Origin of the sequence: Flavobacterium sp. (assembly GCF_044348915.1) — a bacterium.
GTDB lineage: Bacteria > Bacteroidota > Bacteroidia > Flavobacteriales > Flavobacteriaceae > Flavobacterium.
Window position 1 is genome coordinate 48,337 of record NZ_JBIKRX010000005.1, and the last position, 23,637, is coordinate 71,973.

At 32.8% G+C, this 23,637-nt stretch carries 20 protein-coding genes and 1 pseudogene; all 21 read right to left on the minus strand.

The window, feature by feature from the left end; all coding sequences use genetic code 11:
• Nucleotides 1-3: 3 nt before the first annotated feature.
• Nucleotides 4-798 (minus strand): polysaccharide biosynthesis/export family protein, encoded by a 795-nt coding sequence (locus ACIQ1E_RS01770; protein ID WP_396168157.1) that lies wholly within the window; start codon nucleotides 796-798, stop codon nucleotides 4-6.
• Between the two features lie 548 nt (nucleotides 799-1,346).
• Nucleotides 1,347-2,768, minus strand: a complete 1,422-nt coding sequence (locus ACIQ1E_RS01775; RefSeq protein ID WP_396168158.1) for an undecaprenyl-phosphate glucose phosphotransferase — start codon at nucleotides 2,766-2,768, stop codon at nucleotides 1,347-1,349.
• An 18-nt stretch (nucleotides 2,769-2,786) separates the two neighbouring features.
• Nucleotides 2,787-2,912: a hypothetical protein gene (locus ACIQ1E_RS01780; RefSeq protein ID WP_396168160.1), complete on the minus strand. Its 126-nt coding sequence runs from the start codon at nucleotides 2,910-2,912 to the stop codon at nucleotides 2,787-2,789.
• A gap of 210 nt (nucleotides 2,913-3,122) precedes the next feature.
• Entirely contained in the window at nucleotides 3,123-3,863 is a 741-nt protein-coding gene (locus tag ACIQ1E_RS01785) for a WecB/TagA/CpsF family glycosyltransferase (protein ID WP_396168162.1), read from the minus strand.
• A gap of 294 nt (nucleotides 3,864-4,157) precedes the next feature.
• A pseudogene (locus tag ACIQ1E_RS01790) lies at nucleotides 4,158-4,322 on the minus strand (DapH/DapD/GlmU-related protein); the annotation flags it as partial.
• 317 nt (nucleotides 4,323-4,639) lie between these two features.
• Entirely contained in the window at nucleotides 4,640-5,491 is an 852-nt protein-coding gene (locus ACIQ1E_RS01795; protein ID WP_396168163.1) for a sugar transferase, read from the minus strand.
• A 384-nt stretch (nucleotides 5,492-5,875) separates the two neighbouring features.
• Nucleotides 5,876-6,778 (minus strand): transposase, encoded by a 903-nt coding sequence (locus tag ACIQ1E_RS01800; RefSeq protein ID WP_396168165.1) that lies wholly within the window; start codon nucleotides 6,776-6,778, stop codon nucleotides 5,876-5,878.
• A gap of 113 nt (nucleotides 6,779-6,891) precedes the next feature.
• Entirely contained in the window at nucleotides 6,892-8,004 is a 1,113-nt protein-coding gene (locus ACIQ1E_RS01805) for a glycosyltransferase family 4 protein (protein ID WP_396168167.1), read from the minus strand.
• A 51-nt stretch (nucleotides 8,005-8,055) separates the two neighbouring features.
• On the minus strand, nucleotides 8,056-9,333 hold the full coding sequence (locus ACIQ1E_RS01810) for a glycosyltransferase (RefSeq protein WP_396168169.1): 1,278 nt from the start codon (nucleotides 9,331-9,333) through the stop codon (nucleotides 8,056-8,058).
• Between the two features lie 64 nt (nucleotides 9,334-9,397).
• A complete protein-coding gene (locus ACIQ1E_RS01815; RefSeq protein WP_396168171.1) occupies nucleotides 9,398-10,219 on the minus strand; it encodes a glycosyltransferase family 2 protein in 822 nt (273 codons plus the stop codon).
• Between the two features lies 1 nt (nucleotide 10,220).
• Complete coding sequence (locus ACIQ1E_RS01820; RefSeq protein ID WP_396168173.1) at nucleotides 10,221-10,832, minus strand: DapH/DapD/GlmU-related protein; 612 nt, start codon at nucleotides 10,830-10,832, stop codon at nucleotides 10,221-10,223.
• A 73-nt stretch (nucleotides 10,833-10,905) separates the two neighbouring features.
• Nucleotides 10,906-12,198: a hypothetical protein gene (locus ACIQ1E_RS01825; protein WP_396168175.1), complete on the minus strand. Its 1,293-nt coding sequence runs from the start codon at nucleotides 12,196-12,198 to the stop codon at nucleotides 10,906-10,908.
• A gap of 314 nt (nucleotides 12,199-12,512) precedes the next feature.
• Nucleotides 12,513-13,577, minus strand: coding sequence for a nucleotidyltransferase family protein (locus tag ACIQ1E_RS01830; protein ID WP_396168177.1), 1,065 nt, complete (start codon nucleotides 13,575-13,577; stop codon nucleotides 12,513-12,515).
• A 34-nt stretch (nucleotides 13,578-13,611) separates the two neighbouring features.
• Nucleotides 13,612-14,238: a NeuD/PglB/VioB family sugar acetyltransferase gene (locus ACIQ1E_RS01835; RefSeq protein ID WP_396168179.1), complete on the minus strand. Its 627-nt coding sequence runs from the start codon at nucleotides 14,236-14,238 to the stop codon at nucleotides 13,612-13,614.
• Nucleotides 14,238-15,362, minus strand: a complete 1,125-nt coding sequence (locus ACIQ1E_RS01840; RefSeq protein ID WP_396168181.1) for a DegT/DnrJ/EryC1/StrS family aminotransferase — start codon at nucleotides 15,360-15,362, stop codon at nucleotides 14,238-14,240. The genes ACIQ1E_RS01835 and ACIQ1E_RS01840 overlap by 1 nt, the downstream gene beginning before the upstream one ends.
• Nucleotides 15,363-15,371: 9 nt before the next feature.
• A complete protein-coding gene (locus ACIQ1E_RS01845; protein WP_396168183.1) occupies nucleotides 15,372-16,598 on the minus strand; it encodes a glycosyltransferase family 4 protein in 1,227 nt (408 codons plus the stop codon).
• A complete protein-coding gene (locus tag ACIQ1E_RS01850; RefSeq protein WP_396168184.1) occupies nucleotides 16,579-17,943 on the minus strand; it encodes a hypothetical protein in 1,365 nt (454 codons plus the stop codon). Before ACIQ1E_RS01850 ends, ACIQ1E_RS01845 begins: the two co-directional genes overlap by 20 nt.
• Nucleotides 17,944-18,013: 70 nt before the next feature.
• Nucleotides 18,014-19,201, minus strand: coding sequence for a UDP-N-acetylglucosamine 4,6-dehydratase (locus ACIQ1E_RS01855; RefSeq protein WP_396168186.1), 1,188 nt, complete (start codon nucleotides 19,199-19,201; stop codon nucleotides 18,014-18,016).
• 56 nt (nucleotides 19,202-19,257) lie between these two features.
• A complete protein-coding gene (locus ACIQ1E_RS01860; protein WP_396168188.1) occupies nucleotides 19,258-20,073 on the minus strand; it encodes a hypothetical protein in 816 nt (271 codons plus the stop codon).
• A 73-nt stretch (nucleotides 20,074-20,146) separates the two neighbouring features.
• Nucleotides 20,147-21,703, minus strand: coding sequence for a hypothetical protein (locus ACIQ1E_RS01865; RefSeq protein WP_396168190.1), 1,557 nt, complete (start codon nucleotides 21,701-21,703; stop codon nucleotides 20,147-20,149).
• Nucleotides 21,704-21,910: 207 nt separating this feature from the next.
• Nucleotides 21,911-23,032: an ATP-binding protein gene (locus ACIQ1E_RS01870; RefSeq protein ID WP_396168192.1), complete on the minus strand. Its 1,122-nt coding sequence runs from the start codon at nucleotides 23,030-23,032 to the stop codon at nucleotides 21,911-21,913.
• Between the last annotated feature and the right edge of the window lie 605 nt (nucleotides 23,033-23,637).

Below are 23,637 nucleotides of genomic sequence, written 5' to 3' on the forward strand. Positions count from 1 at the left end.
AAATTAATTTGAAGTGGTGGTAACTATTAATGTAATTAAGGTGATAAGTAATGAGGTAACCGAAATAATTACCCCTGTGTTAGGCCCTACTTTAGCCCCATTGATTTTGGTTTTATTGGGTTCAACATACACCACATCATTTTGGGAAAGGTAATAGAAAGGCGAGTTGATAAAATCGGCTTGAGTAATATCGACTCTGTTATAGGATTTGACCCCGTCACTTTCACGAATAATCAGTAGGTTGTCTCTCTTACCATAAATGGTTAAATCTCTTGCCATACTCAAAGCTTCAATCAGGGTAACTCGGTCTGAATTGATTGTATAAGTCCCCGGTGCAGTGACTTCCCCTTGCACAGAAATTTTAAAATTAATAATCCGAATATTAACGATTGGATTCTTTATGTATGTCCCAATTTTCGTTTCTAAAATTTTAAGCAATTCAGAACGTGTTAGACCGCTAATTTCCAACTTTCCTAAAACAGGAAAGTCAATAAACCCATTCACATCTACCAAGTAGGTTTGCAACGCCTCTTGCCCACGGGCATTTATTACATTACCTAATGAAGGGGATGGAACACTGATGTTAGTTAAATTGAAAGGAATGGCCGATTCAGGATCTGCTGCTGATACAATAATAGTCAACAGATCATCGGGCTGAATTTTAATTTCATAGTTTGGTGCTTTGTCATTAGCAGCCAAACCATCAATATTTTGAAAATAAACAATATCTTTTCTTGGAGCACAAGAAGAAAATGCAACTACTAAAAGGGAAAAAATAATTTTTTTAAACCACTTCATTTTTAATTAATTTATTTATTGTATTTGAATAATACTTGAACAAAGACTCCTGACAAGTTCTTAAAAAATGTTCGTTAATGCGATTCTTGTATGCAATCCGATTATACTAACCTAGCTCCTAGACGAATGTCTTCAGAGGAAAAATCCCTTACTATATTTTCAAAAGTCGCACAACAAACTCTTAGTCTGAAAAATATGCTGTTATGAACCTTTCTTTTTAACTCGACGCAAATAAACAACTTATATCCTCAATTTACAACTAAAAATTGATTTTAAAAAAGATAGCAAATTGCAAATTAAAAAATTTTTTAGATGAAAGCGCAAGCGGAAACTACGCGAAAAATCTTTTCGAGTTATTCTGTCTAGAAACCAATTTTTGTGTAAAAAATTAATAGCGTCAGATTAAAACCAATTAACTGGTTTGGCATAAGTAGTTTATAATAATGCTAAGGTAAACGTTCAATTCATAAAAATTTATCTTACAAATGAGTTATTCTACTTTTCCACAGAGACTAAATGAAAGGCTAGTGAAGGGAAATTTTATAGTTTTAAAAAGCATTTTTTTCACCTTGAAAAATATTCATAACCGTTTTCCATATAATTTTCATGTCCAGCAGAAAGCTCCAATTTTCAATATACCATATATCGTATTCGACTCGACCTTCCATGTCAGCCAATTCTTTTGTTTCCCCTCGGTATCCGTTCACTTGTGCCCATCCGGTAATACCTGGTTTGGCATAATGTCGCACTAAGAAATTGTCAATCAATTCCGAATAGTGTTCAGTATGAGACAGCATATGAGGTCTTGGTCCAACCACCGTCATGTTGCCCATCAAAACATTGATAAACTGAGGAAACTCATCAAGACTGGTTTTACGAAGAAAGGCACCAACTTTGGTAATTCGGGAATCATTCTGGGTGGCTTGTAGAGCATCTGCTTGGTCATTGACGTACATAGTTCTAAATTTCAAACAATAAAATGATTCATTGTTTCTTCCCGAGCGCTTTTGTGCAAAGAATATGGGCCCTGAAGAATTTAATTTTATCGCCAAGAATACAATGGGAAACAACCATGAAAACACCAATACAATTACCACTATTGAAAAACCAATATCAAACAACCGCTTAAGGATACGATTAAGACTCAACTCCAATGGCTCTTTTCGCAACATCAAAACGGGTATATTCCCGTTTCCATAAAAAGCAACCTCAACCCTATTGGCTTTAGTATATTGTTGAAAATCGGGTATATAACGAATTCGAACCATATAACGTTCGCAAAGAGCGGTCAACTTATTAATAATTTCGAGTTGACTGATATGCAAAGCAACATACATTTCATCTATTTTATTTTTGGCCAAATATGGTTCAACATCCTCAAATGTGCCTAAAACGGGATCTTTAACTTCGGCACTATCCACTGTATCGTCAAAAAATCCCATGACCCGGTACCCATAGGTAAGGTCTTTAGATAAAATACGATTCATTCGCTCCCCCATAGCATTGGCCCCGACAATAACTACTTTTCTAAAATTATATCCCCGACTCCGAATGAATTTCAAAAACTTCATAAACAAAATCCTGAAACTGACCAATAATACAAAGAAAGTTGCATAGAAAAACACCATGCGCAAACGAGAGACTTCCTCATATTTCATCACATTGATGAAGATAGCCACAACGGCTATTTGTATCATCAACAATCGGATAGTCCTATACAGTATCGCCTCAATTGGCTCAGTACGTATAATTCGATACGAATCTTTATACAGCAATAGCATTATCCAAAAAACATTCAGTAAGAGAGAAACCGCTTTATCTCCCCTAAAATATTCGAGATACAAATCTCCATAGCGAAACCAGAAAGAAAGTGCAATGGCAACATTCAATAAAAAGATATCGCAAACTAAAAAAACAATTTTATAATAACGTGAAAATCGATATGTAGCAAGTGTTTTTAAAATGGGCATAAAGAATAATTTTGAATCTTAGGATTCGGTTTTGATAAACAGCAAATAACTAGGAATAGTTCCATTAGCTAGTTTTCCTTTTACAAATTTAATTATTTTCAACAACAGCATAAAACGATTTTCCTGATTATTAATTAAATGCATTCCATTATATTTAAAATCAGCGAAATAAATTTACAAAAACAAAAAATGTGCTTATTTTTTCACTAATTGCAATTTACTATTGACATGGTAATTGCTATTGCTATGATTTTATGTTAATTTTTTACAAAGTACAGTTTGCAACACCAAAATAGTTAACTCAATATCGGATAATAAAACTTTTTATAATCCCTGCAGAGGTTAAGACGAGTGTTACGAAGTTAACTCTTTATATTTCTCCTTCAAAATCAAACTCAAAAAAACTGGCCCATAATAGACATACCGTTTCCACATGCGTTTGGGTTCTTTGATCAACCTAATAAACCATTCTAGCCGCAAATTAATCCAAAAAGAACTTGGTCGTTTCACCGTTCCTGCATAAAAATCGAAAACGGCTCCGATGGAACAAATGATTTGGGCATTTAACTGGTCTTTGTGTGCAAAAGTCCATTTCTCCTGTTTGGGCGCTGTCATGCCAACGAACAAGACATCGGGGCGAAAATCGTTGACTTTTTCAAGCATTTCTTTGTTGTCGGTTTCTGAAAATTCAGGTTTGTATGGTGGAGAAAAGGTTTGGACTTTTATATTAGGATATTCCAAGGTGATACGCTCCCTGATTTTTTTCAAAGTGTTTTCAGAAGCGCCCAAATAAAAACAACGTCCTCCTTTTTGCTCTAATTCCCGCAACAAATGAAGATGTACATCCGCCCCAGCAATTTTTTTGATTTTTTGACCGCCCAGCAAGCGAACTGCAGCTACAATTGCCATCCCATCAGGCAACAATATATCCGAACCCTGTAAAGCTTCTTTAAAAAGAGCATCCTCTTCGGCTATGCAGTAAGAATATTGGTTTATGGTATTTATCAATACAGAAGAATCAGTAGGCAACTGCGGTAAATCACCATAAAATACGTTGTAATCCGTAAAATGCAAATAGGAAGAAGAATGACTCATACGATAACGACTATTGTTCACAAACAATAAAATACCTCACCGAAAAACCTCTAATAATGTAAGGGAATTGTATAGCTTAGAAGTTTATTGCTTAAAAATATATTAATAGTACAACACCTTTAATATTGAAGTTTAAAAATTATGAAATCGCCATTAACAGCAAGTTTGCGTAAGCAAACACCAATAAATAAAAGGCGATAACATATATGACCAATGACAAATAAACTTTTACATATATGAAAATTTCATTTATTTCATATTTTGGATATGAAGATTTAAATCTTCAACGGTATCAAATCGATCAGAAATTTTTCTTGCTGGGTTTCCGGCATAAATTGAATAGGGCTCTACATCTTTTGTTACTACCGAACCAGCGGCAACTATAGCACCATCATTTACATTTATTCCCTGCATAATTGTAACTCCATATCCTATCCAGACATCGTTGCCAATATGGGTTGTTAAATTCAAACCTTTCCATGAATAATTACAATCTCTAATCGAAGAAGACAAGCGCACAGGTACACCAATTTCTTGATAATTATGATCGTACTTACCTACAACAGCAACTTTGTTTCCGAACAAAACATTATCGCCAATTATACAATCTGTCTCTATAAATGAATCTCGTCCAATATAAAAATTTTTTCCTATGACTAAAGTGTTTTTTGCCCACAACCTGACTCTAACGCCAGAATGAAAACCATCTGCAATCTTATATTTTCTATATTTAATTTTCCTTAAATACAAGTTTCTTAAACTTTTAAACAGTCTTATCATATACCAAAAAAACTTTCAAACTTAGATTTAATCCTAGATAAAATACTCATTTTGCATAGAAATTTTCTTTGAAAACCCATTGAAATTCCGACTATCTCGGGAAAAATGAATCTGTCACTAGCTGTTTTGTCTAAAACAGGTATATAGCGTTTTGAGGAACCGTTAGTGTTTGTTGCTCGATTATCAAATCCATTATTGAATACCTTAGATAATACCGGATACACAGTCAATCCCTTAGTCTTATATTGATTATAAAACCAACGAATAGCCCAAGAATCAAGTTTTCCATTCATTTGTTTTTGAAGCATCGCAACCAAGTCAGATCCACCTTTTGAAAATTGCTGTCTTTCATTTCTATTCTTTATAAAACTATTATAATCCTTAATTTCCCAATCAATGTCTACCCATTTACTACGCCAAGTTGCCCACCCCCAAGACCATCCTCTATTAAGAAAATAAGTGTCGTATTTATAAGACGAATCAGAGTTTAAGTTAAACGAATATCCCGAGACAGAAAAAACTAAATTATTTCCAGAATAGTTTTGTAAAGACTGATTCATAAAACTCAAGAAATTAGATGTACAAATTAAATCATCTTCAAGGACTATCACTGTGTCATATTGTTCAAAAACCTTATTAACTCCGTTAATAATTGAGTTTGCCAATCCTTTATTATTTTCCGATTCATTTACAACTATAGTCTTGAACCCGCTAATTGTTTTTAAATAGGCCCTCACTTTCAAAACAGCTTCTTGCTCTTTTTCATTTTTAGGAGCATCGGAAAAAATGATCAAAACTGACTTTGACGCCAATGGGTTTAACTTTAGAGCTTCAATGGTTTGAATCAAAGTATCTAGGCGTTTATAGGTAAATAGAGCAATAGGAGCCGTAACAACCATGGTTATAGATTTTATTGGTTTTAACTTGTTGGGTATAATTAGTTTTTAATGATCATTTTTCGTCAGTTCGATTTCTCGACAGAAAATTGCCCTTCGACTAGCTCAGGATGACAGACCAAGATAAATTTCGATAAAAACGATTCTCGATTAGCTACGCTCAGTTCGACTATAGCCCCAAGTCATTTTATGTCCCTTCCGATAGCTGTCTTGATCTCACAAAAAACACTCGAACTGACGTACTTAAATAATCACACCCAGTGGGTTGACATTTTAAAAAAAACTTACAAAAATTATTAATATTAATCTTTTTAAATTATACATGCGAATCAAGGGTTAAAATATTAAGTTTATAAAAGCTGAAGCGATTTTGCCAAAGATATGAATCAACAGTCCTTTTGCAGACCTCACTTTACTAGCTCTTTGAATATCTGTCTTTTGAATTAGCCAATTAAATAGTGATTCTATAGGTTGTCTAACTCTTGATACCGCTGTTGAAAACAAGTCATTTGCAGCTCTGTCTCTATTTTTAATTTCTTGACACTGCCCTTTGATTCCTTTGACTGGTGTCATCATAATTGAGTTTTTTTCTTGCTCTAATTCAGAAAAAAAATCTTGTTTATTGTAAATTTTATCACCAAAGAAATTTCTGTTAGTTTTCTCAGACCAAGCTTCTTTGAATACGGTTAAATCATTTACTGAGGCAGGAGTTATTTGAATTTCTTCAGGAAAAGGGATTTTATCCAAACGTCTAAAAGCCAATGCGTGTAATTTTACACCATAATAATACAAGCTCTTAGTAGAACAATATCCTTTATCGGTTAGTTCTTTGGCTACTTTTGCATTACGCTTTCCTGAACAAGTGATTATTGGCATTGAATCCAGTAAACTTTGATTAACGATACAGTCAGAAGGTAGAAAATCTTCAAACAACGAAGATGTAAAACTTCTAAAAGCTTCCGACAATTGGTTAAGCCGATTAGAAAAAGCAGTATATGAACCAAGTTTTGGGAACCAATTACGCAAATAATCACAAGCATATTTGTGAATTTGTTTGATACTAAAGCGTTGTTCTTCTTGAACTGCAAAAAGATAAATTGTCATAATCTCTTGGTCTGTTAAGTCTTGTTTATCGTTGTTACTGAAACGTTCACAAGTATATTTTAAATCTTTTTCAAATCTGTCACAGATTATTGAATAGATTTTTACTAATTTTAGGGCTTTAGGCTGATTAATCATATATTTAAAAGTGCGTTAGATACACTATAAATATACTGATTATCAGATTAATAAACTAATTTTATGAAAGATATTTCTTTCTTTTTTATATTGTTTTTAACCCTTGATTCGCATTATACATAATTATACAATCGATCTGATAGCTTGTCGAAATACCATTGGAAGGAATTTTCCATTTTTGAAGCAACTACTTTTGTTGAGTTAGTCGTCATGATAGCTTGCTCAATTTTGATGTATAAATCATTTGGATTTTCAGATTCGAATAATAAACCATTTTCTGAATTTATTAAAACAGATGAGCCCGAAACTTCAGATACTATACAATAACAACCTGCTACCAATGCCTCATTGACTACTGCTCCAAAAGGCTCAAAAACACTAGGAAGAATAAAGATATTTGCCAGATGAAAATAAGTATATAAATCTGTTCCAGTCAATTTTCCTGGCATTTTTACTACATCTTCTAGAAAATGATCCTTGACATACCGATTTAATGAAGGTTGCAAACTACCATCACCCACCATTATCAATTTAACATCCGAATACTTCTTACTAATTTTGCCAAAAACCTCTACTAATAACATTGGGGATTTTACAGGTTCGAAACGACCAACGAAAAGAATAACTTTTTTATTATTTAAATTGTATTTTTCAATGAGTGAATCCGTATCAGTTCCTTTGATTTTTGAAAGTAAGATTTGCTCGTCTTGTACAATGGGAAAATAGAAAAATTTTGCCTTGTTTTTTTTAAATTTTTGAACAAGAAACTCTTTTACTTGTGGATTAACAACAATAATTTCGTCGACAAAACGATACACAAAACTCCGCAACCAACTCCTACACCATGTATAGTTTTGAGACATCGGGAGAGAATCATCAATAGTAACAAATAATTTGTAATTAAATATTTTCTTAAAAAAAATAGAAATCACAGTATTGAAACCTAATTCGTGTGCAAAGACAATTGATGGGCGAAGTTTGAAAAAATAACGTAAATAAGTAAATGAAATCAAATGCCTCCCAAAATAAAAACCACGGTTTACATATTTAAACTCAAATTTTGCGTTTTTATTAACTTGCTCGATATCAAATGCTTGTGCATTAATTTCTTTGTCTCCGCCTGTGAGTACAACAAACAAATGAAATGATTGCGCCAGTGAATTGAACAAATCAATTCGATACGGGGCTAAGTAAGGATGAAAAATTAATATATTTTTAGATTTCATTTCAAGTTGTGCACCAGGATTAGTGCTTAAATATTAAAATACAGCTTAATTTTAGCTAATACTTTCTTCTAAATTGTCATACGAATTCAAAATATCATTGATGCGATTGGCGATATGAGCTACCTTTCTTTCCCAAGTTAAGCTGTCGGTTGTTTCAAAAATGGATTGAAATCGACTATTTAAAATTTCAGGTTGATTATTGATATTTTGCAACTTAGACACAATATAATCCACCGTAGTCTCTTTATTTCGATATGGAATTTTAAATCCATTTTTGTCATTCACCACAATTCCCATACCACAAGTATCGTGGCACATTACCGGCACTCCTAAACCTATTGCTTCTAAAATAGAATGAGGGGTACCTTCCTTTAGACTGGTATGTATTAACAAATCTGCGCTTTTAACCAATTCCAAGGCTTTTTCTTTATCCAACCATCCTTTCCAACTGATTTTATCTGCAATGGGAGTGGCTATTTTTTTGGAGGATTCCAGCAATTCTCCATCGCCTAAAACCGTCAAATGAAAATTCAAATTTGGCAGTTTTACTAGGGCTTCAATCAATAAAAACAAGGCTTTCCCTGGGGTTATCATCCCCGACCAAACTAAATTCAGAGTGCGCAAACCGTCATATAACTTCCTTTGTCCTATCACTTCAGGCAAAACTGACAGACCTGTTTCTTGGAGTAATTCTGTGGTAGCACCCCACTCATGCAGTTTTTTTTGTGCTTTTTGATCTACACAAAAAACCAAACTCGTCCTTTTAGCTGCTTTCCGTGGACGGATCGCTGTCATAATTTGAATCTCATTGGCTATATGTTTCAAACACTGCAACCAATATTCTTTGCCTTGAAATGCTCGTAAAAAAGAAAAAGGAATACTATGAAATCCATTCGTGGGGCCCCACACAAAAGGTACAGGTAATTTCCACAAATAGCCAGGCTCTCTAAAACCAATCATATTGAGCTGATAGGCTAAATCAAAAGGATTGGATTCATGCAAGTCAACTGCTACTTTGTATGCTTCTTTTTGCCAACAATTATATCCCCAATAATAAGCGGGCCAAAAACCCGCATCATGCCATTTAAAATATTTTTTAGCCTTAAATGGAATTTCAACTGGCACAAATTGAATTGAAGTTGGCTTGGTATTCTTTAAAAAATATGCCTCTACTTCATCAAAATACTTATCATTAGTGGGAGTTAACTTGCAAAAAACAACTGTTACCTCAAAATATTTAGCTAGTCCTATAGCAATTTGCCAGCCAACAGCGCACTCCGATCCCCAGATTGGCGAAACTGCATAGGCAGAAATTAGTATTTTTTTCATTTTTTTCTAATTCATAAAAAAATTAGTAATGTTAAACTAAAATTAATTTCTTTAGAAATAACAATTAGACTTTCCAAAGTCCCGGAAAAATAGCTCTCAAATGAATAGATAAATAGTGAAAAGCTGCTGAAAAAAATCCATTATGTCTCTTATCATAAATATAAAATTCCGGAGGGTAACAACCACTTTGTGCAGAATACAAATTTTTAAATCGGGTTTTAACATCAACTTTTGTTGACCTCCACTTGGGAAGTTCTTCATGACGCTCACAAGTGCCAATACTCTTTGGAGCTACATAAACTGCAAACCCAATTCTTTTTGCTCTAAGGCTATAATCAAAATCACCAAGTGCATGATGAAAATAAGGATCTAAATTTCCATTTTTTTGAAATACTTCCCTAGGTACTAAAACAAAATTTCCATTGCAAAAATCACATTCTTGATAGGACCCATTGGGTTTAACGATTGTCTTTGGCTTCTTCAAATACCCGCTATAGGTAATTGTAGCACTTTGTTTCGATTGGGTAGCACCACAAATAATTGCGTCTTGAAATTTTTTTTGAAATAAAGTACTGAAAGCATCCTGAAATAGGAATGTATCATCATTCAGCCACAAATAATAATCAAAGTCTTTATAGCTTGCCGCCGTTTTCCAAGCCAGATGCATACCCCTATTCCAATATAAGTTACCGTCTCCCTGCAGGAGATGAACTGAAGGAAATTGACTAGCAATGGCTTCAGGGGTTCCGTCTGTAGAGCCGTCATCCACTAAAAATATGGAAAGCGAATGATGCTCTGGCAAAGTACAACGAAACAATGCATCTAAACAAGCGATAGTATTATTTTTGCGATTGTGGCAGGTGAGTAAAACGGCTATTGTTTTCATTCTAAATACTTTTTATAAATTTGGCGGGATTGCCTGCCCAAATTTGATTTGCAGGTACTGATTTTGTAACTACCGATCCCGCGCCTATTACTGAATTCTCTCCTATTGTCACTCCTTTTAGAATTATAGAGTGAGCCCCAATAAATACGTTATCTTTAATTTGCACTGTTTTTTTTATCTTGTTAGCAAAATCAGTTTTAGCATTTACTCTCAAATGCGGATCAACTGAATGGAAATCAGTATCATAAACACTTACACCCCCTCCTATTTTTACATTATTACCAATTGTAATACCTACATGACAAACCAAAGCTGCTTGAGAAATCCTAAAATTATCACCTATTACTAATCGTGCTCCTTTGTCCACAAAAATGGTACACCGTTCAAAACAGCCAATGGGATTTCCCCTTGCTCCATTATTCATAGCTAAATTTTCACCGATAGCACATGTACCACCTATGGCAATTGACACAAAAGGAATTCCTTTGGTTTGGAAACTTTTATATGACACATTATTTCCCCAAAACAAAATGTGACAGCAAACAGCATCTATCACATTAATTATCAGATAATATATTTTTCGAATTGCTTTAAAAATTAAAAACACCCTCATTTATTAGTCGCATTACAGATTTTTATAAATTTTACTTAAATACATGACAAAAAGCAAAACAAATTACTTTTCATTAGATTTTGAAAACGGGTAAATTTGGAGCACTATAATTTGAATAGGTCTCCTTATTTCTTTTAATAATTCCGTTTAACCAAAGTCTGAACTCGCGATCTGTCATATTTCGGAAAGCTTTAGAGTAGCACATAGCAATCATAAGCCAAAGTGTCAAATTCAAAACATCGAAGCGATTACAATCCTCAAGCCAAGCAAAAGCCCATCGAAAAGCAATATAAAAGCCTATAATTTTTACATATGAGTTTTTAGATCGATACAGTGCCAATTGTGCAGCCTTAAAAAAAATCAGGAAATACAATACAATGCCAATAGCTCCTGTCCAGTTTATAATATTCAATATAGAGACTTCATTTTGTGCTCGCTCGTACCTACGCGTTCCTAAGTCTTCAGCAAAAAAAGCACCAAAAGCTTCCGAATCGTTACCACGAGCGGGAGTACGCCCCTGAATAATATAGTCGTTACGTAAAGCAGAACCGATCACCTCTTCATAGAGAAAAGTTCTACTATCTGCTTTTAAGTCATCCAATTCCTTTTGCCCACCAATAACCGAAGTAGTTTCGTATTTTCCTTCAATGTATTCATCCATTTTAAAAACATTAAACACATTGGTACTAGCTAAAAAAAAGAGGGCAAACGGAATTACTAAGAAAAAAAAGTAAGTAAATCGAAAAATTTTTGTATCGAGATACTTCTTATGGTACAGTAGGAATGATAACAAGAATGTAATGGCAAATTTTATCACATTACTACGAACATCTAAGCCAACAACAATAACAAAAAGAAAGAAAGCCACCACTATAATTTTCCATTTAATATTGAGAGAAGGATAAAAAATCCCCAATAAACCCAGAGGAGCGAAATAGTATCCTGACGCGCCGCGATCCATAAAAAAAACGAAAACAAAAAACAAAGGGATTGCATATCTTAACCAGACCCTTACTATGTTTTTAACAACAGTTGGGTTTGTGAAAACAAATACAGAATAACTAATAAGTAATCCAAAACTGCTTTCAACCAAGTTTTTATAATCCCAATAATAATCCGACACAATGATTCCTCTGATAACACAGATGAAAACCCAAGCTAAATAAAGATATAGATATTTGAGGTTTTTGTCATTTGATTTATCATAAAAAATTCTTTTCTGAAATATAAACCCTGCCAATAAAATAAAATACAGAACCCAACTTGTGAATGTGTTACCAACTTGCATTGAGGTCCATTGATTCACCGAAACAGGAGTTAAAACGACAATAAGTATGGGTAAAAAATATTTAGCGTATATGTTCATATGTAATGAATAAAACTGTGCTTTATGCTATTAGACTGCGCCTTAAGTGCAGAAATATACAAATAATTTATGGCACTGCTCAATTAAAAAATAAATTTATTAGTTAGCTTAGTAAATATTACCGTTAAGCATTTTTTATAAAATACTTTGAGTGATGTAATGAGTAAATATCTAGTTTAGGTACGTTTTTACGCGGCAATAATTTTTTTTACTAAGACTCTAGTGGCTACAAAAATGTTAAATAAGTAAATCTAAGAGACTAGACAAAACAAATATCCATAACACTTTTAAAATCAATCCCTATTTAACCTCATCTAAAACTTATTCAACAAATCTATATATTCGCTTAAAAGTCCAACATCTTTCCATGATTTTTCTGAAACAGGAAAAACACCTACATTTCCTTTCCTGTCTTTTACCTTCTCTATTAATTCTGTAATATGAAAAAAAGTATCCTCAGGAATCTCATCTAACAAATGAGGTTCTAAGATATACATTCCACTGTTTATCTTAAAAGTCATTTCTGGTTTTTCTTTCAAATCAATTAACTGCCCATTTTCACCAGTTTCAATTATTCCGTAAGGTATTGGATAATGTTTCAAAGCAGCAATAATAGTAATCTCATTATTATTTTTCCTATGATATTCGATGATTTCTGAATAATCTTGTTCAATCAAAATATCACAATTACTAACTATAAAAGTATTTTTAATTTTATCTTTTAGCAAAGCTAAACTTCCTCCTGTACCCATAGGTTTATTTTCTTTAAAAAAATTTAAACTTATAGGTAAATCTTGGCTTCGCAAATAAAATTCAATTAGTTCCGCCTTGTAATTTACTGAAACAAAAAAATCGGTACACCCATGTGCCTTAAAACGATCAAAAATTTCCTCTATCATAGTTTTTGCACCGATTGGAATTAGAGGTTTAGGCAATACATTTGTTAAGGGTTTCAATCTAGTACCAAATCCTCCTGCCATTATTACAACCGGTAGATTGAATTGATTAACAGGCACTACCTTATCGATTCCAAATAAATCCTCCCAGAAAAAAACATTTACTAACTGCTGATTACTATCAACAACGGGCATAAATTCGGCTCTGATAGAGAGCATTATTTTTTTAACTTCAAGAATAGAATGTTCGGGTTTGGCAATTATATAATCATTCCTAATAATATCACCAATAGGAGTATTGAGATCTACTCCGCTAATTATTGCTCTCTGAATATCACCAATAGACAATAAACTAAGATATTTTTCACCTTTGCAAACTAGCAATAACTTTTTGCCTGCTTCATCCATTTTTTTTAATGAACTCAAAATAGTAGATTCAGGAACTACAATTAAATTTTCTGATGAAGGCAATAATTGGCTCATATTTAGTAGTTTTTAATTCTATTCAAATAAATTATTATTGATTAAAGCGACTTATCAATTTGGCTGGCTGTCCTATATAAGTTCCAGCTTTGAAAATACTTTTTGTAACAACTGCACCCGCGCCAATGATTACATCATTACAAATACTAATATTTGGTAATACTGTTGCATTCGAACCAACATAACATGATTCCCCAATGGTAACATTTCCCAAAATGACTGCATTGGGTGCTATAGTAGTGAAATTTCCGATACATGAGTCATGCATTATGTTACAATTGGTATTCAGTTTAACAAAATCACCAATCTTAACCTGTGCAGAAATATTTACGCCAGATTGAACTACTATTGATTTACCTAAAATTGCACTTCTAGAAATTTTGGAATCTGTAGAAATTAAAGAGGAAAAACTAAAACCATAATCCTTATAATACTTGCTCAATTTTTTTCTTATGGTTGGCAAATCAGGAGTAATAACCAAAGGGGTTTTATTAATTTCTTCAAGTAAAGCAATCACGGATGAATCATTACCTAAAACCGGATAACCTAGATAGCTGCCCTTCTTTTCGAAATCAATCAATCCAACTATTTCAATATTTAACTCTTCTGCCAATTCAATAATTTCATGAAAGGCACCAACAATTATCACTTGATTAATCACTAAATAACTTTTTTTATCGAATTAACGATATATTCAACCTCATCTAAAGTCAACTTTGAATACATAGGCAAAGTAATCAAATTATTCGATACATAATCAGTAATAGGCAGTTCAGTATAATTTTCTTTGTAAATAGAAAATCGATGTACTGCCGGATAATGTACACTAGTTTGAATCCCCATCTGCCCAAGCTGGTTCCTAATTGCATTTCTCTTTTCAAAAGTGGAGTCTTTCAAAACTATAGGCATAACATAATTAGATGAAAACTCTAAATTGTTTTTAAAGGGAATAATAATATTGTCAATACTTTTCAATAAATCTATATAAGCTTTCCTGATTAGAGCTCTTTTCTCTAGATCTTCTTGTATTTTATCCAACTGAACCACCCCAATAGCAGATCTTATATCGTCCATCCGATAATTATACCCTGACTCAACCACGTCATATTCTGTTGAATGTCCTTTCGCTCTCTCGTAGGACATTGAGGTCATACCATGCGAACGAAGTAATTTTGTCCTGTCGTACAACTCTTTACTATTAGTCACAAGCATACCTCCTTCACCTGTACTAATATTTTTATTAGAAAAAAAACTAAAACATCCCACATCACCTATAGTCCCTAATTTTTTTCCATTATACTCTGACAGAGGACCATGGCAGGCATCTTCAATGACTTTTAAATTATGTCTTTTTGCAATATCCATAATTGACTCCATATCACAAGCAAAACCACCATAATGCATAACAATAATTGCTTTTGTTTTAGCAGTAATCTTTGCTTCAATATCTTCTGGTGAGATAGTCAAATTATCCAAACTAATGACATCTGCAAAAACCGGAATTGCATCTAAATATTTAACTGAATTAACCGTCGCTACAAATGTTAGTGAAGGACAAATTACCTCATCATTTTTTTCGACTCCAACAATTTTTAAAGCCAAATGGAGCGCAACAGTGCAATTAGCTAGAGCAACAGAATAATCTGTTTTCAACAGTTTTGAGAATTTTTCTTCAAATTCTAATGTTTTTGGCCCAGTGGAAATCCATTTTGAACGAATAACATCATTAACAGCTTTCTCTTCTTTTTCATCAAAATTTAAATCGAAAAGTGGTATTTTATACATAATCTTTTATTATTTAATTATTTTCAAAATATCGTAATAAGCCGCAGCCATTTTAGCACAATTATTTTCGATACTAAACTCTTTAATACCATGAACAAACGCCTTCTCCGTCAATGAATTAAAATAACTTTTATCAGTCAATAATTTTTTTGCATCTGTATATAATTTAGCTATATCTCCTTGATCAGAAAGTAAAATCCTTTCATCCCCAGTATTAAATTGTGGAATACTCCCTGTTGCATATCCAATAACAGCAATTCTAAAATGAACTGCTTCTCTTAAAACTGTGGGAAACCTATCGTTATAAGTTGGCAATACCAAAATTCTTGATTTCAATACCTCAGTATATAATTCTTCCTCACTTCTTAAATATCCATGAAAAACAATATTGCTTTCACAGCCTAATTCAATCGATCTAACTCTTAAAAATTCTTGATATTGCTGTTGTATCGGACCAATATAACAAGCTTTAAGCTGCGGAAAATCAGCTACAAGTTTTGAAACCAAAATCAAAAAATCTTCAGCTCCTTTATCCTTTATTGTTCTACCCCAAAATAATAAATCAAAATCTTTGTCAGATTTTTTTTCGCTAAGTTTATCAATTTTTGTTCCATTTGGATAGTAAAAATTGTAAAACTTAAAATCTGAATTTCGCATTTCTTTAATCATCCGCATAGAATCAAAATCCCCTCCAAAATTTGGACAATTTCGAATTATTTTAGCTTCAGTAGCGACTCTAATTTTTCGAATGCGATCCTCTCGAGTACTTGTCTCAAGATATACAAATCCCTGAATAGTTACTAATACCGGATATTTTTTGTATAAATCTAAAATGGACAAACTGTATTGTGCATTTTCAGCGCCATGTAAGTTAATTATATCTGGTTTTATAAAATTGACAATTTTATTAATTTTCCTTCTATTGCAATAAAACTTAGTCAATACATCCAATCTAAAAATTCGTGGCCAATTTCTATCAAGAATTGGAATTCCGCTTTTGTAAAAATGATAGGAAATCCCGTCTTCATTAAAACTATAGTTTTTTTTTAAAAATGGATGAGAAGAGATGATATGAATTTCAAAGTCCTTTAAATTTTTAAATCCTTCTACCGTATTAGAAATCCATGCGCCAATAAATTCAGACTTCTTCCACAGCGGCAATCTATCTTGAACAAATTCGCTACTCATTTGACAAATAAATGCTACCTTAATTTTTTTATTTATTCCAAATTCCATGAGCATTGTTGTTTATAATTTTATTTACTTGGAGCGGCTGAAAATAAAGCCCAACTATATTCAGCAAACAAGTAGCAAACATTATTCCTGCAGAACTTGAAGTCCATCTTGAAAATAAATAGGCAAGTGGTACATAAAAGAATAAAGTTAGAAAAACCATATACATGCTAAACTTTATTTTACCAATACCATTAATAAATGCAGTATATGGAGCCAAAAATACATTTATGATCGAAAAAAGAGCCATCGATATGGATAACATCGTTGGTATTACTATGCGTTCGCCCAACCATAACTTGAATACATATTGGCTAATAAATAGCATTATTATAATTCCAAAGGCAAAAAATAATGATAATTTATTAAGATTTTTCAATGTGCTTTTTAGCCAGTCAAAATCTTCTTTTGCATAAGCGTCTGTTACTGCGCTCCAAATAGGTGACATAATAATGCTAAAGACCATTATTGGTAATTGATAATAAGTAAGTGCCGAGCTATAAACCACTACCTCACTTGGGTTGAATAAATGTGTAATCAGTATGTTTGCAGTTGAAAATAATAAGATTGCTGCAATTTGGATAACAAAAAACTGTAACCCCAAATTTAATAAAACTTTAGTATGTTTAAATTTAACAAAAGCTAAACTTGGTTTCAAAAACTTGAATTCTCCTAAAAATGCAAAATACGTCCCTCCAACTAAAACAAGGAGCGGAGCACCAGTTAATACTATTCCGAGAATTAATAAATCACCTGTTCTGTTAAATTGATAAAGTAGAGTAATGATTAAAAATGACAACAAGCTACCAAAAGTTATGAGTGCATTGTTTATTGAAGGCTTTTGATTTGCAATATAAACAACCCCTGTTAATTGAAAAATAAAACGTAATAAAAACAGACTAAATACAACTGAAGTTAACAAGTATAAATCAAAATCATTTATACTAGAAATGTTTAAAATATATTTCCAATCAACAAAAGGATTAAACAATTGAAAAAGCAGTAATAAAGAACCAAATATAATAGAAACAATTGCAAAAGTAGTGCTTACATACTCTTTTGCTAAAGTTTTGTTGTTGGCGGCAAGTGCTTTTGTCAAATTATTTCTCATCCCGTTACCAATACCAATATCAAAGAAACTAAACCATGTAAATATTGACGACATAGTTAACCATACTCCATAGCGTTCTTTATCCAAAAAATCAATTAAAAGAGGCACCATTAATAGTCCTATAAAAACACTTATAATTTTAATCAAAAAAGAAAACAAAATTTGTTTTTTGATTATCAATGACCGCTGCGATTCAGCGCCAATGTTTTTAAAAAAGTTTAAAAATGTATATAGCATTTTAAAATATAAATAATTCAAAAATATATAATTGTTTACACATGTATTCCTACAATAATTTATTTTCTGATTACATTTTTGAATCTAAATACTTGCCAGTTTCCTTATGTCCAAAATTAGAAATCATAGACCCAAACAAATCAACAAGTTGATTTTTACTCCATTTTTTATCCCTCTTTAAATTAGTAACTGTATTCGTGAAATGATCTAGCTTTCCCGAATCATATATTGCATCATTTTTAATTACTCCTAAATTTTCAAATCTTTGCATATCCACTATTTCATTAGTAGTGTAAAACTCCTCAAAATCTTTTTCACCAGTTGTATCACTACTTGTAAACAAGCAAGGCCATTTTTTTTCCGCTATTAATGCTTCTACAGAATCTCTTGCTTCAGCCTCAGATGAACAAATATAAGGCTCATATCCAATTTCGTTTAAATACTTAACTGCAATATCGGCAAATGATATCAAATGTAGATTTTCACTTAATTTTGGAAAAAAAATATCTCTGTTTTCACCAAAAATACAGGACATCAAACACAATTCGCCCGACTCGTTTGGGGTTACAAAATATCGTTTTATATCATTAGGTGCCACTAATGGTTGTTTTTTTAAAATCCTTTGATTGAAACCGTGTAATAAAGAACCATCTGAAAAAGCCACATTAGCAAATCGAGCAGTAGAGATAGTAATAAACTGGCTATTTCGCATCAAAAACATTTCCATTATACGTTTGGAAGCACCCATCATGTTTACAGGGTTAGCTGCTTTGTCCGTTGAAACACAAAAATATTTTTTCACTCCTGCCTCTATTGACTGTTGAATAGTTTTTTCCGTATTAAAAATATTCACATCAATCATTCTCATTAAAGTAAATGCATCTTTCTCACTTCGCACATGCTTGAGTGCTGATAAATTCAACACATAATCAAATGCTCCATCGGATAGGATAAAGGCATCATATTCAGTAGAGCCAATATCTAATGCAAAAGTCTGAAAATCCCCTTTAATGTAGCCAAAAGAACTCCTTATGTCTCGAACTAATTCGACTAAATTATTTTCACTAATATCAACTACATGTAGTTTTAATGGGTTCCTCTTGAAAATTTCTTTTGTAACTGCCTGACCTATTGACCCAGCTCCTCCTAAAACCAAAAATTTTGATTTAGAAACTTCATCAGACAAAAAAATTTCATGTTCTGAAATATCCTCGGTAAAAAGAAATTTGGATCTTCCAATTAAATTCAATACATTCATTTTGAGCTTTTTAAAATTCGTGTTTTAATTATTTACATCCGTAACTTTTATTGTACCTAAAACCATTTATCTTTAATATCAACAAAGTCAGAAATATTAAAATTCGACAATATATCCTCAACAAAATAAATTGGAACATTACCATACAAGGCTGCCCATGCTGAAAAGGTTGAAGGTGGGCCAATAATAAAATCAACTTTACTTAAAGAATATAGATCTTCTGCCATGTTGCAGTTAGAATCATAAAAACAGTTGTAAGCTTGAAATAAAGACAAATCAATAAATTCATTACTAGCTATATAAAAAAAAATTTTCTTGTCTTCCATCATTAGAGTTAGTTTATGAAACAAAACAGCGTATTGTTCTATATCATAAAAATATTTTCCTCCTTCAAATGTTTGATAATCCCCCCTCCTAATATGAACCCCTATAATAATTTCATTCTCAATATGCATTTTATTCATTAGCGCGTCAACTTTGGAAACGACTGAATAGGAAGGACTGAAACTAGTTAGAATTTTATCGATGTTTTTGATTCTGTTTTTACTTTTCTCAAGAAGTTCATCAGCAAAAATAAAACTTTGCTTATTGAAGAAATTAAAAAAAAAATTAAAAAAGCGTAATGAAATCGTATTACCTAAAATTATCTTCAAAAACTTAACATATTTTTTATGTCCAAAAATTAAAACTAACTTTTTAGAATAAAGTGGATATGATATATATTCAGAATTTAATAAACTTGGGAAAAATTCAAATGCAGCATCTGGTATCCAAATTGCAAATTTTTCATTATTTTCTATAGCGTCCGCAATAAAATTAGAGTAAATCCAAAATTGGTTACAGGTTTGACCTGATGCTTGAACAATTTTCATTTTTTTTGATAATTATTATTTTTCAGCATTTAAAAAAATCACCCAAAGGTTATTAATTAATTTGACATACGAATTACCTAATTCCCATTTTTTTGAATCCCAAAGAACCAATTGACAGGAAGAACTTGTTTTTAGTGGAAATAATCAGACCCTTCTCAAAGTCAGTCAAAGCAAATAACCAAAATAAAACGAAATAAGAAATAGAACTAATCGAAAAAACACCTATGAGTTGCAAAAATTGATTGGAAATCAAAATCGCAGGGAGCAGGGACAATAAGAATGACAATAAAAATGCCCACAAACATTTAAAGACAATATTTTTTACAAAATCAAAAACATCTAAAGCACAATTTATTTTGGCAAAATAAACAACAAGTAAAAAAATGCAAAATGAAGAAAATATAAATGCCCAATAAATATAATACGATTGAAATCCTTGCCTGAACAACAAATAAGATATAATAATCGGCGAAATAAATAAAATTGATATTCCAATCTGGAATTTTTTGATATTGCCTACGGCACCTATAGCCCCAGCCAATGGAATATAAAATTGTTCGATAAGATTGCGCACCAACAATAATCTACAAAAAACAATGGTGTATTCAGGGACATCCTTAAGCCATATTCGTAAAATAAAGGGCATTTCAATCAGAAAAGGAATATATAGAAAACTGAGTAAAAAAAAAGAAATTTTGGTTCCTCCCAACGTAGCTTTTAACATCATTGCCCTATTTCCCGCTCCTTCACTTTTATCAATTAAAGGATTTAAAGCTTTACTCAGTGTAACTGAAAAAACACCCAATTGTCCACTTATTTGTGCTGCAACACTTTGCGCTGCATTAACAATTGTTCCAAAAAACATATTAATTACAATCCCCTGCCCATAATTAGCAATCATACTGGATGCTGAACCTAACAGAGACCAACCCGCAAAGCTGGTAATTTCTTTCAGCAGGCTTTTCTCATAGTATTTACTAAAATTAAGTACACATTCTACATAATAACGATGGCAATACATCCGGCGCAATACCAATAAAAAAACAGACAAAGCCGCCATCAAAAAACCATAAGCAACCAAATGATCAAAAGCACTGTAAGCGAGGTATAAGGCAATCCCTAATTTTAATACCGCTTCAATAATACCCAAAATAGCATAGAATAGCATATTCTCGTGCGAGGTAATCACAGCTTCATAAGGCACAGACAAAACCGTAAAAAAAGTACTAACCACCATAAAATGGTAAATAACTTTTGCAACTTCAACCCGGTCTGGAGCAATATTTAATATTCCGTTAAAAAAAAAGTAACCTGCAATTTCTAAAATCAAGACCATCAGCACCGCAATTCCGGCATGCAAAACGGTACTCATATTAAAAATGCGCTTGACCTTTTCGAGATCGCCTTCCCCTTGTGCAAACGACATAAACCGCTGGGTTGCCGCTGCCATAGAGCTGTTTAAAAACCCTAGCATTGCAATGGCTCCACCCACTACATTAAATAAACCAAAATCAGCCACACCCAATGCTGCCAACACCAATCGGGTGGCATACAGCGATATAAAAACGGTAATCGCCATCCGAGCATAAAGAATTCCAGTATTTTTAGCTACACGATGAGCTGCTTGCATTGAAATAGGATTTGTTATTTATTTTTACTACTATAATGGTCATCGAAATTGCCTTTGCACCTTTTTCGATAGCTATCGGGAGTGACAATCTGATCTATGAGACTTAACTCCCCCTTTAGGGGGCTGGGGAGTAACCAACTAACCTTTCCCTAACCGATTAACCCCTTCTAAACAATTAACCGATAACTGACAACCGCTACCCCCTTACTACATCAAAAAATCCTCAAAATTATCTCTATGTATAACTTTAAATTCACTTCCAGTATAGGTTTCTAAAAACAGTTTAGGCATTTTGTGTTTGGCATCAGGATTCCATTTGAATTCATAAGCGGTTAAAGCGCCGTCTTGTTCTTCAATATAATCAATTTCTTTTTGTTCTTTGGTGCGCCAATACCAGGAATTAACCCATTTTTGAGAATACTGAACGTATTTCACCCGTTCAGAAACCATAAAATTTTCCCACAAAGCCCCTACATCTGTCCGATTTTCTACTTGATTGAAATTAGCAATCAAAGCATTTCGAATTCCATTGTCGTAAAAATAGATTTTTCTACTTTTTTTAAGTTCCGAACGAAGGTTTCTACTAAAGGAGCCTAATCGGAATATAATATAAGTCTGCTCTAAAACTTCAATATATTTTTCTACGGTTTTAGCATCAAGACCAGTAAGCTGTGACAATTCATTATACGAAACTTGGGAACCAACTTGATAGGCCAGTCCTTGCAATAATTTAATAAGTCCTTCTGGCTTTTTGATTTGTTCCAACAACAGTACATCTTTATATAAATAACTATTCGATAACTGTTTCAAAATTTCTTTTTCAACGCCTATAGTACTGACAACATCGGGATAATACCCATAGACCATGCGGTGAGCCAAAAGACGCTTTTCTTCCAATAACCCATGATGAGCTACCATTTCTGCAAAAGACAAAGGATACATTTTGTATTCCCACTTGCGACCTGTCAAAGGTTCGTTGAGTTTGTTGGCCAACTCAAAGGAAGAACTTCCTGTAACAACCAATTGAACTTCAGGAATTTGATCGGTGATGAGTTTCATTCGCAATCCTATATCTTGAATGCGCTGTGCCTCATCGATAATAATTATTTTCTTATTCCCGAAAATAGCTTTCAATCGAGTGGCTGAAATAGCAGTAAAAACAGCTTGCACATCCAATTCGTCTCCATTCATCCACAGTACGGATTCCGAAGAACCAAAAAGCATTTGCAACAATGTAGTTTTTCCAACTTGTCTAGCGCCCAATAAAACGATCGCTTTGCCAGTATGTAGCTTGCTTTTAACTAGTTTTTCAAGTATTCTTTCAATCATAATATAAGACTATAAAGAACAAAAATACAACTTTTAGGGATTGAAATCCCGAAAAGTAGCAACTTTTAGGGATTCAAATCCCGAAAAAAGCAACTGTTCCTTTTTAGGGGGCTAGGGGTAAACAGTTAACCTTCTTATGCTCTTTCCTACCCTCTATTTTTCAGTACTCCAACCAAACTCCCCCTTTAGGGGGCTGGGGGGGCAACCAATTAACCTCGTCATCCTGAGCTTGCAGAAGGAAACCAATTAACCAATTAACCCACAACCTTTAAACCTTTACACCACAAACTATAAACCGAAAACCATTCCCCCTTTAGGGGGTTAGGGGGCTAACCTCTTTTAGCAATCTCTAGATCACTCGCTACCATTTCTTTAACCAAATCAGCAAGGTCGTATTGGGGTACCCAACCTAATTTTTTAGATTTACTTGGATTTTCAATCAACAAATCTATTCCATTAGAAAAGGATATAGGTATAAGCGCTTAGAGCACCCTTGTTATCTATTGATTTTATTGATATTTATTCAAATTTCACCATCTTTTTCATTAACACATCGAAGATTGTCCCCATATTTGACCTTCTATTGTATCTAAAATGGTATTCAT

Bases quoted from the DNA above. Each gene is read 5' to 3' on its own strand.
- ACIQ1E_RS01770 (WP_396168157.1), bottom strand. From the start codon at position 798: ATGAAGTGGTTTAAAAAAATTATTTTTTCCCTTTTAGTAGTTGCATTT.
- ACIQ1E_RS01775 (WP_396168158.1), bottom strand. From the start codon at position 2,768: ATGCCCATTTTAAAAACACTTGCTACATATCGATTTTCACGTTATTAT.
- ACIQ1E_RS01780 (WP_396168160.1), bottom strand. From the start codon at position 2,912: ATGCATTTAATTAATAATCAGGAAAATCGTTTTATGCTGTTGTTGAAA.
- ACIQ1E_RS01785 (WP_396168162.1), bottom strand. From the start codon at position 3,863: ATGAGTCATTCTTCTTCCTATTTGCATTTTACGGATTACAACGTATTT.
- ACIQ1E_RS01800 (WP_396168165.1), bottom strand. From the start codon at position 6,778: ATGATTAATCAGCCTAAAGCCCTAAAATTAGTAAAAATCTATTCAATA.
- ACIQ1E_RS01805 (WP_396168167.1), bottom strand. From the start codon at position 8,004: ATGAAATCTAAAAATATATTAATTTTTCATCCTTACTTAGCCCCGTAT.
- ACIQ1E_RS01810 (WP_396168169.1), bottom strand. From the start codon at position 9,333: ATGAAAAAAATACTAATTTCTGCCTATGCAGTTTCGCCAATCTGGGGA.
- ACIQ1E_RS01815 (WP_396168171.1), bottom strand. From the start codon at position 10,219: ATGAAAACAATAGCCGTTTTACTCACCTGCCACAATCGCAAAAATAAT.
- ACIQ1E_RS01820 (WP_396168173.1), bottom strand. From the start codon at position 10,832: ATGAGGGTGTTTTTAATTTTTAAAGCAATTCGAAAAATATATTATCTG.
- ACIQ1E_RS01825 (WP_396168175.1), bottom strand. From the start codon at position 12,198: ATGAACATATACGCTAAATATTTTTTACCCATACTTATTGTCGTTTTA.
- ACIQ1E_RS01830 (WP_396168177.1), bottom strand. From the start codon at position 13,577: ATGAGCCAATTATTGCCTTCATCAGAAAATTTAATTGTAGTTCCTGAA.
- ACIQ1E_RS01840 (WP_396168181.1), bottom strand. From the start codon at position 15,362: ATGTATAAAATACCACTTTTCGATTTAAATTTTGATGAAAAAGAAGAG.
- ACIQ1E_RS01845 (WP_396168183.1), bottom strand. From the start codon at position 16,598: ATGGAATTTGGAATAAATAAAAAAATTAAGGTAGCATTTATTTGTCAA.
- ACIQ1E_RS01850 (WP_396168184.1), bottom strand. From the start codon at position 17,943: ATGCTATATACATTTTTAAACTTTTTTAAAAACATTGGCGCTGAATCG.
- ACIQ1E_RS01855 (WP_396168186.1), bottom strand. From the start codon at position 19,201: ATGAATGTATTGAATTTAATTGGAAGATCCAAATTTCTTTTTACCGAG.
- ACIQ1E_RS01860 (WP_396168188.1), bottom strand. From the start codon at position 20,073: ATGAAAATTGTTCAAGCATCAGGTCAAACCTGTAACCAATTTTGGATT.
- ACIQ1E_RS01865 (WP_396168190.1), bottom strand. From the start codon at position 21,703: ATGCAAGCAGCTCATCGTGTAGCTAAAAATACTGGAATTCTTTATGCT.
- ACIQ1E_RS01870 (WP_396168192.1), bottom strand. From the start codon at position 23,032: ATGATTGAAAGAATACTTGAAAAACTAGTTAAAAGCAAGCTACATACT.